14 protein-coding genes are annotated in these 13,449 nt (G+C 62.7%); 1 reads left to right on the forward strand and 13 read right to left on the reverse strand.

Annotated features, from left to right (window positions below; all coding sequences use genetic code 11):
* Positions 1 to 132: 132 nt before the first annotated feature.
* On the forward strand, positions 133 to 450 hold the full coding sequence (gene trxA, locus P3M64_RS07385; RefSeq protein WP_132939356.1) for a thioredoxin TrxA: 318 nt from the start codon (positions 133 to 135) through the stop codon (positions 448 to 450).
* Between the two features lie 155 nt (positions 451 to 605).
* Here the strand turns inward: trxA and P3M64_RS07390 are convergent, their stop codons facing one another.
* The 13 genes from P3M64_RS07390 to rpsA form a co-directional block, all read right to left on the reverse strand.
* On the reverse strand, positions 606 to 1,205 hold the full coding sequence (locus P3M64_RS07390; RefSeq protein ID WP_132939355.1) for a phosphatase PAP2 family protein: 600 nt from the start codon (positions 1,203 to 1,205) through the stop codon (positions 606 to 608).
* 98 nt (positions 1,206 to 1,303) lie between these two features.
* Complete coding sequence (locus tag P3M64_RS07395) at positions 1,304 to 2,674, reverse strand: bifunctional folylpolyglutamate synthase/dihydrofolate synthase (protein WP_132939354.1); 1,371 nt, start codon at positions 2,672 to 2,674, stop codon at positions 1,304 to 1,306.
* 63 nt (positions 2,675 to 2,737) lie between these two features.
* Complete coding sequence (gene accD, locus P3M64_RS07400) at positions 2,738 to 3,631, reverse strand: acetyl-CoA carboxylase, carboxyltransferase subunit beta (protein WP_132939353.1); 894 nt, start codon at positions 3,629 to 3,631, stop codon at positions 2,738 to 2,740.
* Between the two features lie 40 nt (positions 3,632 to 3,671).
* Positions 3,672 to 4,526: a tryptophan synthase subunit alpha gene (trpA, locus tag P3M64_RS07405; protein WP_132939352.1), complete on the reverse strand. Its 855-nt coding sequence runs from the start codon at positions 4,524 to 4,526 to the stop codon at positions 3,672 to 3,674.
* A complete protein-coding gene (gene trpB / locus P3M64_RS07410) occupies positions 4,523 to 5,734 on the reverse strand; it encodes a tryptophan synthase subunit beta (RefSeq protein ID WP_132939351.1) in 1,212 nt (403 codons plus the stop codon). Before trpB ends, trpA begins: the two co-directional genes overlap by 4 nt.
* Before the next feature lie 158 nt (positions 5,735 to 5,892).
* Positions 5,893 to 6,534 (reverse strand): phosphoribosylanthranilate isomerase, encoded by a 642-nt coding sequence (locus tag P3M64_RS07415; RefSeq protein ID WP_132939350.1) that lies wholly within the window; start codon positions 6,532 to 6,534, stop codon positions 5,893 to 5,895.
* Positions 6,535 to 6,582: 48 nt separating this feature from the next.
* The gene (locus P3M64_RS07420) at positions 6,583 to 7,479 is read right to left on the reverse strand and encodes a hypothetical protein (RefSeq protein WP_132939349.1); all 897 of its coding nucleotides are present in this window, start codon (positions 7,477 to 7,479) and stop codon (positions 6,583 to 6,585) included.
* A gap of 147 nt (positions 7,480 to 7,626) precedes the next feature.
* Entirely contained in the window at positions 7,627 to 8,343 is a 717-nt protein-coding gene (gene pyrF, locus P3M64_RS07425; protein WP_132939348.1) for an orotidine-5'-phosphate decarboxylase, read from the reverse strand.
* Positions 8,344 to 8,412: 69 nt separating this feature from the next.
* Complete coding sequence (lhpI, locus tag P3M64_RS07430) at positions 8,413 to 9,426, reverse strand: bifunctional Delta(1)-pyrroline-2-carboxylate/Delta(1)-piperideine-2-carboxylate reductase (protein ID WP_132939347.1); 1,014 nt, start codon at positions 9,424 to 9,426, stop codon at positions 8,413 to 8,415.
* A gap of 41 nt (positions 9,427 to 9,467) precedes the next feature.
* On the reverse strand, positions 9,468 to 9,854 hold the full coding sequence (locus P3M64_RS07435) for a lipopolysaccharide assembly protein LapA domain-containing protein (RefSeq protein WP_165886338.1): 387 nt from the start codon (positions 9,852 to 9,854) through the stop codon (positions 9,468 to 9,470).
* A gap of 303 nt (positions 9,855 to 10,157) precedes the next feature.
* A complete protein-coding gene (gene ihfB, locus P3M64_RS07440) occupies positions 10,158 to 10,442 on the reverse strand; it encodes an integration host factor subunit beta (protein WP_132939345.1) in 285 nt (94 codons plus the stop codon).
* A gap of 76 nt (positions 10,443 to 10,518) precedes the next feature.
* Entirely contained in the window at positions 10,519 to 11,436 is a 918-nt protein-coding gene (gene sppA / locus P3M64_RS07445) for a signal peptide peptidase SppA (RefSeq protein WP_132939344.1), read from the reverse strand.
* A gap of 256 nt (positions 11,437 to 11,692) precedes the next feature.
* Positions 11,693 to 13,444 carry a 30S ribosomal protein S1 gene (gene rpsA / locus P3M64_RS07450; RefSeq protein ID WP_132939343.1) on the reverse strand — a complete coding sequence of 584 codons (1,752 nt, stop codon included), beginning with the start codon at positions 13,442 to 13,444 and terminating at the stop codon, positions 11,693 to 11,695.
* Positions 13,445 to 13,449: the final 5 nt, after the last annotated feature.

Here is a 13,449-nt window from a genome sequence, read left to right on the forward strand (position 1 = left end):
TACGCTACGCGCAGGCATCCCGCGCCCCCCTGACGGGACCCGACGGCAATAGGAATTCCCGACCCATCCGGCGACCGGCCCGCCATACCGGCGGGCGGCGCGCCGGAGCGATGAAATGATAAGGATACGTATATGGCCAAGAACATCACCGACGCCTCTTTCGACGCCGATGTGACCCACGCGCAAACCCCGGTCCTGATTGATTTTTGGGCGGAATGGTGCGGTCCTTGTAAACAGATCGCCCCGGCGCTGGAGGAAATCGGTCGGGAACTCGGCGATAAAATCGTCATCGCGAAATTGAATATCGACGAGAACCCAATGACGCCGACAAAGTTCGGCGTGCGCGGGATCCCGACCTTGATGATTTTCAAGAACGGCGAAGTCGCCAGTCAGAAAATCGGCGCCATGCCGAAGGGAAAGCTGATGGAGTGGATTAACTCCGTCGTTTAGCCCCGATGACCTTCTTCCGGCGTGCGCCTTCCGGCTTCCGACGTATGCCTTCCGGCGGGGCCTCCAGAGAATTCCCGGCCTAGGGCCGGCCTGCAGGGAAAGCGCCGACGGCGCGGGGTCCCTGCAGGCATGGTCGCGGCGGCGTGGTGGCGGGGTTATTTTTTTCCGGTCTTGGCGAAGCGCGAAACCAGCGCGCGGTGCACCCGTTCCACCCGCGCGAAGAAAATGCCGTCCAGATGTCCCGCCAAGGTCGCCGACAATAGCGCCACCGACAGCGAAATCACCGCCGACCCCGCCATGTCGAGGGGAAAATGAACCCCCAGGTACACCCTGGCCCAAGCGGTGGCGACACCGACACCGATCAGTACCCACGCCAAGCGAGGCATTCCCCTAGACGCCAGAAGGCCAAACCCCAGGGAAAGCAAAAAGGTGACATGGTCGCTGGGAAACGAGGTTTCCAGGCGATGGGCCAGCAAGGTGCGCCCGATCCCCAACTCGAAGGGACGGGGAGCGTACATCGTGGATGCGAAAATGAAATTTATCGCCAAACCCGCGAGCGTGGCCACCCCGGCGACCATCAAGGCGCGGCGCTCCGCCGCGCCATGGCGAAACCAAACGAGCAACAGCAGGACAATCACGACCTCGGGCGAAGAGGAGGCGATGACTCTGGCGATGTTGACGATGATGGGGCTGGCGTCGGGGTCGGCGTTGATGGCGTGAAATAGTGCTACATTGAGGGGAAAGTGTGTTTCCATGGTCCTGCTTTCGCTTAAAAGGCGTTTTGAAGCCACCGTCGGCGCGGCGCGGCGAAGGCTGAAATAAAGGTCGCCCGCAAAAAGGGCGATATGAAGGCTTAGGCGTTGTCCTTAAGGACGTGACCGGCCAGATAAAGCGAGCCGGCGATCAAGATACGTCCCGGACGCGATCCGTTGGCGACAATGTCGCGTATTGCTTGGGCGACGTCGGCGGCGGGGGCGGCGTCCATGCGCCATCCGGCGGCGGCGGCGGCGGCTTCCTCGGCGCTGAGCGAGGCGTCCTCTCCGGGGATGGCGACGGCGCGCAACAGCTCGACGCGCCCCTCCAGAGGCTTGAGAAAATCGAGCGGTTTTTTGCTCCGCAACATGGCGAACACCAGATACAGCGGCTTATCGCGCCAAGCGCGGGCTTGCGCCGCGATCGCTTTGGCGGCGGACGGATTATGCCCACCGTCGAGCCATAGTTCCCAACCCCCGTCTTGCCCGGCTTCGTCCGCGCCGTCGCCCTCGCCGTCATCCGGCAAAAGATCGAACAAGGGGCCGTTTTTCAAAGGCTGCATCCGTCCCGGCCAGGACACGGTTTTAAGTCCCATCGCGATCGCGCTGTCGGGGACATCGAAACCCAGATCGAGTCCGTTCAACACCTGGATGGCGGCGACCGCCGCCCCGGCGTTTTTCACCTGATGACCGCCGACCAACCCCGGCATCGGAAAAATCCGCTTTTCACTGACCCCGTCGCCTCGATTCCCCGCCGGCCCCAGGCGGCGAAAGGCGAACCCCTCGGGGGCGCGGGCGCGGCCCTGAAGGACGACGTCCCAATCCAGGGCCTCGCCATATAGCGGGGCGTCGATGTCGCGGGCGCGCTCCTGCATCAGGCGCTGGACGTTGCGCGTTTGCGCGCACAGCACGCAGGGCACGCCGGGTTTCATGATCGCCGCCTTTTCCCCGGCGATATCCTGGATGTCGTCGCCGAGATATTGCTGATGGTCCTCGCTGACCGGTGTGATGACGGTCAACGCCGGTTTGTCGATCACATTGGTGGCGTCGAGACGCCCCCCCAGGCCAGTTTCCAGCAAGACGACGTCGGCGGGCGTGCGCGAGAAGGCAAGAAACGCCGCCGCCGTGGTGATTTCGAAAAAGGTGATCGGATCGCCCGCGTTGACCCGTTCGCATTCCTCCAAAACCGCGATCAGGTCGGCGTCGGAAATTTCCCGTCCCGCGACGCGGATGCGTTCGTTAAAACGCACCAGATGCGGCGAGGTATAGACGTGGACCCGCTTTCCCGCCGCCTCCAACATCGCGCGCAGGTAGGCGATGATCGACCCCTTGGCGTTGGTGCCGGCGACGTGGATCACCGGCGGCAGGGATCGTTCGGGATGGCCCAGGCGGGCGAGCAGGGTTTCGATCCGGCCCAGGCTAAGGTCGATCACCTTGGGGTGCAGCATGTGCAAACGCTTGAGAATATCCATGACGCGGTATCCAGGGGCCAAGGCCCGCCAAGGGAAGGGGGAAATCAAGACGGAAAGACGAGGTTATGCGCCGCCTTTTTCGAGGGCGAGCACGTTGCCCATTGGGGCCGGATTGCGCAGGATCGATATCACCCGCACCAAGGTGTCGCGCAATTCGGCGCGCGGCGTCACCATATCGACCATGCCGTGCTCGTACAAATATTCCGCGCGCTGAAAGCCTTCCGGCAGTTTTTCGCGGATCGTCTGTTCGATCACCCGCGCCCCGGCGAAACCGATTTGGCTGCCCGGTTCGGCGATGTGGATATCGCCCAGCATGGCGAACGAGGCCAACACCCCGCCGGTGGTGGGATCGCTGAGGAGCACGATGTAGGGCAGCCCGGCTTCCTTGACTTCTTCGATGGCGATGGTGGTGCGCGCCATCTGCATCAACGACAAAATGCCTTCTTGCATGCGCGCGCCGCCCGACGCGGGCACGATAATCAAGGTCGCGTCCTGAAGCACCGCCAAGCGCGCCGCAGTGACGATCCCCTCGCCGACCGCCGCGCTCATCGAGCCGCCCATGAAGGCGAAATTAAACGCCGCGATGACCACGTTATTGCCGCCCATCTTGCCGTGGGCGACGATCAACGCCTCGTCCTCGCCGGTCTTGGCGCGCGCGTCGCGCAGGCGATCGCTGTATTTTTTAAGATCACGGAATTTCAAGGGGTCGTTGAGCGGGGCCTTGTACTCGGCCTCGTCATAGGCGCCGTCGTCGAACAACAGTTCCAGGCGGCGACGCACGCCGATCCTCAAATGATGACCGCAATGTTGGCAGACGTGCAGGTTCGCCTCCAGATCGCGATGAAAGATCATCTGCTGACACGCCGGACATTGGCGCCACAGGTTGTCGGGAATTTCTTTTTGTCCGCCGACCAGCTCTTTGAGCTTGGGTCGGACGAAATTGATAAGCCAGTTCATGCCTGCCGTTCCTTAGAAACCATTAATTCGCCACGCGCCATCAGCCACGCGCGCCACGCACGGCGCGCGCCAGTTCGCCGACGAACCCGAGCACCGCGTCCACCAAGCCGGACCGCGCCCGCCCGGCGTCGTCAAGCCCGTCCGCGATCCGTTTTACAATCGCCGAACCGACCACGACCCCATCGGCGTCCAAGGCGATTTCGCGCGCCGCCTCGGGGGTGTTGATGCCGAAACCGACCGCCACCGGCAATGGGCTATGGCGGCGAATACGCGCCAGCGCGGCGGCGACATCGGCGCTTTTGGCCGAACGGGTGCCGGTAATCCCGGCGATCGACACATAATAGACGAAACCCGATGCGTTCTCCAACACCCGCGTCAGGCGGACGTCGTCGGAGGTCGGCGTGGTCAGATAAATGAAATTGATCCCGGCGTTAAGCGCGGGCAGGCACAGCTCGCCCTCTTCTTCGGGCGGCAGATCGACGATGATCAGGCCATCGACCCCGGCGGCCTTGGCGGCGGCCAAAAAACGATCGACGCCGTAGTGATGGATCGGATTGTAATAGCCCATTAGGACGATCGGCGTGTCGGCGTCTTCGGCGCGGAACGCCCCAACCATCGCCAACGTTTTTTCCAGGGTCTGCCCACCGGCCAGGGCGCGTTGGGAACTGAACTGGATCGCCGGGCCGTCGGCCATCGGGTCGGAAAACGGCATACCCAGTTCGATCACGTCGGCGCCCGCCCGGGGCAGGCCCTTCAACAGCACCACCGCGGTGTCGAAATCGGGATCCCCGGCGGTGATAAAGGTAACCAGCGCGGCGCGGCCCTCGGCGCGCAAGGCGTCGAAGCGCCGCCCGATGCGGGTGGTGACGTTCCGGGCGTCGGGGTATGCGCTCATGGCCGCGCCTCCATTTGCGCGGCAAGGGTGGCGATGTCCTTATCGCCGCGCCCCGACAGGTTCATCACCATGACATGATCGCCTCCCAAGCCCGGCGCGGTCTTGCAGGCATGGGCGATGGCGTGAGACGATTCCAGGGCCGGAATGATGCCCTCCAGGCGGGTGCACAGTTGGAACGCCGCGACCGCCTCGCGGTCGGTGACCGAGACGTAGGAAACCCGGCCACTGTCATGAAGCCAGGCGTGCTCGGGGCCGATACCGGGATAGTCCAGTCCGGCGGAAATGGAATGAGCCTCGGTGATCTGGCCGTCGTCGTCCTGCAGCAGGTAGGTGCGGTTGCCGTGCAAAACCCCCGGCGCGCCGGCGCTGAGCGAGGCCGCGTGCTTGCCGGTTTCGACCCCTTCGCCCGCCGCCTCGACGGCGACGATGTCCACGTCGGCGTCGTCCAGGAACGGGTAGAACAACCCCATCGCATTGGAGCCGCCGCCGATGCACGCCAGCAGGCTGTCGGGCAGGCGGCCTTCGGCCGCGATGATCTGGTCGCGGACTTCCTCGCCGATCACGGACTGAAAGTCGCGCACCATTTCGGGGAACGGATGGGGCCCGGCGACGGTGCCGATCAGATAATAGGTATCCTCCACGCGCGCCACCCAGTCGCGCATCGCCTCGTTCATGGCGTCCTTCAGCGAACACGACCCGGCGGTCACCGGTACGACCTCGGCCCCCAGCATTTTCATGCGGAACACGTTGGGAGCCTGACGGTCGATATCCTTAGCCCCCATGTAAATGGTGCACGACAGGCCGAACAGCGCGCACACCGTCGCCGTGGCGACGCCGTGCTGGCCGGCGCCGGTTTCGGCGATGATGCGCTTTTTGCCCATCCGCCGGGCGAGCAGGATTTGCCCAATGCAGTTGTTGATCTTATGCGCGCCGGTATGGTTGAGATCCTCGCGCTTGAAATAAATTTTCGCCCCACCCAGATGATCGCTCAGGCGCTGAGCGAAATAAAGCGGGCTCGGCCGCCCCACGTACTGGGAAAAATAATAGGTCATCTCGCGGACGAATTCGGGATCGTTCTGGGCCGCCCGATAGGATTTTTCGACGTCCAGGATCAGCGGCATCAGGGTCTCGGCGACATAACGTCCGCCGTAAATGCCGAAGTGGCCGTCCGCGTCGGGGCCGGCACGGTAGGTGTTTAACGATGTCATGAAACGGTCGCGATCATTTTCTTGTGGGTCTTTTCATAAGTCGAGCTCGGGGTGATAACGCAAGGCGCGTGGCGGGAGTAAACCATAACCGCACGGCCAAGGGAAGGCCGCAGCATCGGGGCCGGGGCCGAACAAAAGGGACCCCGCGCGGCGCGCCCCTAAAGCGCCGCCGCCAGACGCAAAAATTCCTTGATTTTCCGCGGGCTTTTTTCGCCCGGCGCATCCTCCACCCCGGAAGATACATCCACCGCCTGAGCCCCGCTGGCGCATACCGCCTGGACCAGATTGCCGGCATGAAGTCCCCCCGCCAGCATCCACGGTTTCAGCCAAACCCGCCCGGACAGTATCGTCCAATCGAAGGGTTGGGCGTTGCCGCCGGGCAGCGTTGCGCCGGGCGGCGGTTTGGCGTCGAACAACAGACGGTCCGCCACCTGTTCATACCCGCCCGCATTGATCACATCGCCTTCATCGCCGATCGCCACCGCCTTTATCACGCCAATGCCGGTCATGGCCTTGACCGCCGCCACCCGTTCGGGGGTTTCCTTACCGTGCAATTGCCATAAATCGATCGGCAATTCATGGCGCAGGGCCTTCAAGACGTCATCGTCGGGATCGACCACCAACGCCACCTTCAACACCTCCGGGGGGACCAGAGCCATCAAATCGCGGGCCTCGGCGACGGTGACGGCGCGCGGCGAGCGGGGCACGAAGACGAAACCCAGCATTTTCGCCCCGCCCATGGTCGCGGCGGCGACGGCGTCCGGGTGCTTCACCCCGCAGATTTTAACTTCGAGGGCCATGACCGCGCCTTTCCGTTTTTATGCCGCCGTCTTTTTCATGTCTCATCCTTAGGCTTCGCTTGGCGCCGGTTCGGAAATTTCCCCGCCCAACCGCCGGTACGCCAGCGAGAACATGAAGGCGAACAAAATCGTCACGATCACATTACCCAAGGCAAAGGCGATGGCGAGCACGGCGGAGCCGCCGTAAAAACCGTAAATATAGCCGCCCAGAATTTCCGGCCCAATCAAAACCAAGCCGATAATCAATGTAATCATCATCCAGGCCCCGGTGAGACGCCAGGGGGCGGGGCGTCCGAGACGCCAGGCCCGTTTCAAGCGGGAAAAAAGCCCCGCCCCCGCATCGACCGCGATCGCGGGGACCACCAACGATAGACGCACGAAGGCCATATACGTGAATATGAACGCCCCGATAAAAAAGAGACCCACCGCCATCCCCAACAGGGGGCTGACGTGTGCGTGGGATGGCGCGCCTCCAAGGGCTAACATGAGAAAAAGCATCATCCCGAGATAGAACGGGGCAAAGGCCACGATGGCGATCAGCACGCCGTAGCCGATATAGCGAACCTCACGCCAACCGAAATCGAAGCCCAGCGCCGATTTCGGCATCGTGCGCAAAAGCAGCAGACGGTGGCACGCGATGGCGAGGCCGGAGGCTAAGATCGCGTTGACGAGCCAGCCGGAAACGGTGAAGGTTGTCGGCAGCCAGGATTCCCCGCCATGCACGCTCGCCTTGAAGACGCCGTTTCGCAGCATTTGCGTAATCATATAAAGTTGGACGAAGCCGAACAGCGCCCAGACCGCCGCCGGAACGGCGGCGATTTTGACCAGCGCGCGACGCCGGCGATAGATCTCGCCCAAGGTCTCGCCCACCAGCGCGAAGGCGCGGATCCGCGCCGGACCGACATTCCCCGGACCGGATGGTGGCGTTTCGAGTGTGTCGTTCATAGTTCCCCCTACCTCATGACGGGGCCGCGCGTCCACGAGCCGCCCCGGTGGACCTCGGTGGATCCCGGTGGGCTATGTTACCTTTCGCGCGCGGTTAAACGCACGCAAAAACGGCTCTTTTAGAAAAAAATTGGGCCACGGCGTACATTACGCGGCCAACTCCGCCGCGATGCGCGCCGCCGCCTGGGCAGGGTTGGGGGCGGCGGTGATCGGTCGCCCGATGACCAGATAGTCGGCGCCCATATCCAGCGCCTCGCGCGGCGTCACGATGCGTTTTTGATCGTCGCTGGCGGCCCATTCCGGGCGAATACCCGGCGTCACCAACGTGAAGTCGGACCCCAGGTGCTGGCGCAGGGCCGTGACCTCGCGCGCCGAGCAGACGACGCCGTCGAGCCCGCATGCCTGGGCCAACGCGGCCAGACGCAGGACCTGTTCCTCGGGCGTGGCCTCGATGCCGACGGCGCGCAAGTCGTCCGCGCCCAATGAGGTGAGGACCGTCACCGCGATCATCAGGGGACGGTTTTCCCCCGCCTCGGCGGCGGCGGCGGCGGCGGCGCGCATCATCGCCGCCCCACCCCCGGCGTGAACATTGACGATGGTGGGGCGCATCGCCAGCGATGCGCGCACCGCGCCCGCCACGGTGTTGGGAATATCATGATATTTAAGATCGACAAACAGGCCATCGTGCCCACCGCGTACCCGGGACACGCCCTGAGGGCCGTGGGCGGTGAAAAACTCTTTACCGATTTTAATCCCACCGACGCGTCCGCGCAGGCCCTGCGACAGATTTTCCGCACGTTCGATGTCGGTCGTGTCCAGGGCGACGAAAACGCGGTGCTCGGGCGGCAGAGGGTGGGGGGGCATCGGGCGTTCTCCTTGGGCTGTCTCGTTAGGGAGGTGCCGTCAGGGGGAGGCGGCACACAAGTTATACCGTCACAATTCCCTCCCGGCTAGGGTCAGGTGTTCCCGGTCCAGCCGCCGATACGCCAACGCCGCCGCCGCCAAATCTTCCAACGCCGCGCCCACCGATTTGAACAGGGTAATCGCCTCCCGCGCCGTGCGCCCGGCATGTTCGCCTCGGCACAACGCGCCCAGATCGGCGGCGATATCGGCCTCGCCGATGACCTTCCGGGCGAGCGGATCGCAGATGTCGCCGGCCTCGCGGCACGCCCCTTCGCGGGTATCGACGTAAATCTCCGCCCGCCTCAGCGCCGCGTCGTCCGCCTCGCGCATGGTGGGGCGAAAGCCGCCGACCAGATCCAGGTGCTGGCCCGCGCGCAACCAGTCGCCATGGATAATCGGGTCACGCGCCAGGGTCGCGGTGGAGACGATATCGGCATTATCAACGCCCTCACGCAAGTCGCCCACGGCCTCGACGGCGTAGCCTTGATCCGCCAAGTGGCGCGCTACGTCCGCGGCCTTGTCCGGCGCACGGCCCCAAATCAGGATGCGGCGGATCGGGCGCACCGCGCTATGGGCGGCGGCCAGATGGGGGGCGAGGCGCCCCGTGCCCGCGATCAATAGGGTGGCGCTGTCCGGGCGGGAAAGGAAGCGCGACGCCAGCGCCGAGGCCGCCGCCGTGCGCCGCGCCGTTAGCTCGCCACCGTCCATCACCGCCAGCGGCCGACCGCTATCGCCGTCGATCAGCAGATAACTTCCCGCCACGGCGGGAAGACCACGCAACCCATTGTCGGGAAAGACGCTGACCACCTTGACCCCGAGCATCGCCGGTTCATCCGCCGGGGCGCAAGCACCGCCTCCGCCTTGCGCCGTCAACCGCCAAGCCGGCATCAACAACAAGGTGGCGTCGTCTCGCCCGGCGCGGGCGAGGGTATGGTGGTGGCGCACCGGTTGGGTGCAGCCCCCTTCGAAATAAAGAGCGATCCGCGCGACCAGGTCGGAGTAATCCAGCACCCGGGCGAGATCGGCGGCCGTAAAAAGACGCATGGCGTTTCCCCAAAAGGTCGTTTTCCCAAAATGACGGGGAATCAGTACGCGGCGGGCGGCGGCGCGACAACCTCGCCGGTTTTGGCCATCGCCGTTGCAGGCACGCCGCCGGCGGCGTTCTGCCGCGCTGAATTTTGCGCCTTGTCGAGTTCATTTTTCAAGTAGCGCGCCTCGCGTTCGGCATCTTCCGCGCGGTACATCTGCGCCCGGCGCGCCCGGCGCGCACGCCCAAGAGCCAACATCATCACGCCAACGCCCAAAATAAACCCGATCAGGACCCCGGCGAATACCGCTATAAATAAAGGCACGTCAATACGATAGGCGAAAGGCCACAGGTCGAAAGACACCGGGGCGCGGTTGAAAATGGCGAAAACCACCACCACGACACCGATCGGAATCAAAACGATCCAGGAAATAAGCTTTTTCACCACGGCGATCCTCTTACACGGCGATCCTCTATAAGACCCTCGGTCGCGCCGCCCTCCACCCTAACGGGGCGGCGTGCGCCGCGCGAAGGGCGACCGCGGATCTGCGAGACGACGCCCCCCCACACCGCCGGTCCACAACACATCGTTGGCCCACCGCGTTATTTGACCCAAGGCGTAATTTGACCCAAGACATAAATTTGGCCCAAGGCATAATTTGACCCAAGGCGTGGGGAACGCAAAAGCGCCCGTTCGCTCCCCCTCTCTTCGCCAACGCCTTGGCGCGTCATCCAAGGCGCGCCCGGATCAGCGCGGAGCGTTTAATTTTTCACGCAACTGTTTGCCGGTTTTAAAATAAGGCGTGGACTTGGCATCGACATGAACGGCCTCGCCGGTACGGGGGTTTCGCCCCGTTCGCGCGCCCCGCTCTTTTACCGAAAACGCCCCGAAACCCCTTAATTCAACACGATCGCCATCAGCCAGCGCGTTGGTGATTTCATCGAAAATAGTGGTTACAATGCGTTCCACATCGCGCTGGTAAAGATGGGGATTCGCCTCGGCCAATTTTGCGATCAATTCAGACTTGGTCATCAGCAATAAACCTTTTGGTTGCGGATAGCGCCCAGATCGGCGCACCGATCAGCCCAATGCGATACGATGCGCAAACCTACCCACGACCAGGGTGCCAAAGCGCGAGCACGCCGTCAAGTCTAACCCGTTCAGAAAACAGTGTTTTTCCTATCATCCCCGTAAGCTGGGAAAACCACCCCCCGATGGGAGGCGGGGCGGAGACATCGACAACCGGAAGTTTTGCGTCGAGGCCGCGCTGCGTATGCAGCCAGCGCAGCGCCTCCGGTTCAGCGCCGATCTCGTCGATCAGGCCGGCTTTTAGAGCCTGACGTCCGGTAAACACCCGACCGTCGGCAACCACGCCGATCTGCGTGGGCGTCATATGACGGCGCTCGGCCACCAAATCGACGAACATGGCGTAAAGGTCCATGACGACATCGCGATTAGCCTTGCGCGCTGCGGGGTCGAGAGGTTCGGTAAAATTTGGCTGCGCCTTAAGCGGCGAACTCTTGATGGTGATCGGCGTAATTCCGATCTTACCCAAAAGCCCGGAGATCTCGGCCGACTGCAAAACCACGCCGATCGAACCGGTAATCGAACCGGCGCGGGCGAAAATTCTGTCGGCGGCGATCGCCGCCATGTACGCCGCCGAAGTTGCCGTCGATCCCATAACCACCACCACCGGCTTCTTTTCGGCGATCCCACGCAATCCATAAAAGAGGTTTTCTCCACCGACCACCGTGCCGCCGGGACTGTCTATACGCACGATGACGGCTTGCGTTTTAGTGTCATCGGCCAACTTGCGCAGGCGGGTCTCCAGGATGGTATCTTCGTGGATGACGCCGTCGATATGGAGGCGTGCGATATGCGCCCGGCCTCGCAGAGCATCCCGCGCATGGACGCCAAAAACCATGACCGCGATAACGGCCAAGGCCGCGATCGCCACCGCGCGCCATAGGGTCAAGTAGCGCTTTAGGCGACGATGATGGATAATTTTATCAGCCTCGAACGCCATGTCCGGTCACACTCCTCTGGGGGCCCGGTCACATTTTTCTGCACCGCCACCATGGACCGCCTCCTTGTCATCGTCAAGAATTTGACACCATCGCCCGCCACGCACGGCGAACCGGACGGTATCACAAGCATGGCCGCCGCGACGCAATCTTGAGGATGAATTTGAACGTGAAAAAGACCGCCACCGAGAGCCCGGGGCGGTCTTTAACCGGTTCATCATCGCACCATCCCCCAGGGGGGGAAAGAAAGGACAACCCTTAGGATTTGTCTCCCTCGCCGTCGTCCTTGGCCGCGGCTTCTTCCGCGGCGGCCTTCCTCTCTTGCAGCGCCGCGCCCAGGATATCGCCCAACGACGCCCCCGAATCGGACGATCCGAAGTCGGCGAGGGCCTGCTTTTCATCGGCCACTTCAAGCGCCTTGACCGACAGCGTCAAACGCCGCGAAGCGCTATCGATCTGGGTGATCTTGGCGTCCACCTTCTCACCCGTAGCGAAACGATCCGGGCGTTGCTCTGAGCGGTCGCGCGACAATTCGGCCTTGCGGATGAAGCCCGGCATACCGTCAACATTGACCTCGATACCGTTATCGACAATCTTGGTTACCGTGCAGGTCACGATGGCGCCTCGCTTCAAGGACGACAACGTGCCCTCGAAGGGATCTTCGGTCAGCTGTTTAATGCCGAGGGAGATGCGTTCTTTTTCCACATCGACGTCAAGCACTTTGGCTTTGACGACATCGCCCTTGTTGTATTCGGCGATCGCCTCTTCACCCGGTTTGTCCCAGGACAAGTCGGACAGATGCGCCATACCGTCGATATCGCCTTGCAGACCGATAAACAGGCCGAACTCGGTGATGTTCTTGATTTCGCCCTCGACCACGGAACCGATCGGGGTTTCGGCCAAGAAGGCATCCCACGGATTGTTGCCGCACTGCTTGAGACCCAGCGAGATCCGCCGCTTCTCGGAATCGGTGTCGAGCACCATGACTTCGACTTCCTGGCTGGTGGAGACGATTTTGCCGGGATGGATGTTTTTCTTGGTCCAGCTCATTTCGGAAACGTGCACCAGGCCCTCGACGCCCGGCTCCAACTCGACGAATGCGCCGTAGTCGGTGATGTTTGTGACACGACCGGTGAATTTGGCGCCAACCGGATATTTCGCCGCGATGCCGTCCCATGGATCGGATTCGAGCTGCTTCATACCCAAGGAGATGCGTTGGGTTTCGGAGTTGAAGCGGATCACCTGGACCTTGACGGTCTGGCCGACCTGCAACGCCTCGCTCGGATGGTTGATACGCCGCCAGGCGATGTCGGTGACGTGCAACAGACCATCGACGCCGCCCAGATCGACGAATGCGCCGTAATCGGTAATGTTCTTAACTACGCCTTCGAGGATATCGCCTTCCTTCAAGCCGGAAATCAATTCGGCGCGGGCTTCGGCGCGGGTTTCTTCGAGAACGGCGCGGCGCGAAACCACGATGTTGTTGCGCGCGCGATCCATTTTCAAAATCTGAAACGGTTGCGGCGTGCCCATCAGCGGGGCGATATCGCGCACCGGGCGGATATCGACCTGCGAGCCGGGCAGGAACGCCACGGCGCCCTGCAAATCGACGATAAAGCCGCCCTTGACGCGTCCGAAAATCACACCGTTGACCCGTTCGGTCGCCTCGAAGGACTTCTCCAACAGCGTCCAGGCTTCCTCGCGGCGCGCTTTTTCGCGCGACAGGCGGATCATGCCGTCGCGATCTTCGAAGCGCTCGATGAAGACATCGACGACATCGCCGGCGGACAGATCGCCTTCCTTGCCCTGACCGAATTCCTTCAGGGGGACGCGGCCTTCGGATTTGAGGCCGACGTCAATCACGGCGACGTCGCCATCGACGCGAATGATGGTGCCACTGAGCACCTTGCCTTCAAAACGATCGTCTTCGCCGAGGGATTCGGCGAGAAGCTCTTCAAAATTTTCGTCGGTCATCGGGGCGTCTATCGTGGACGCGGCAAAATTGGTCATGTTAA

The sequence above is a fragment of the Varunaivibrio sulfuroxidans genome (genome assembly GCF_029318635.1).
Lineage (GTDB): Bacteria > Pseudomonadota > Alphaproteobacteria > Rhodospirillales > Magnetovibrionaceae > Varunaivibrio > Varunaivibrio sulfuroxidans.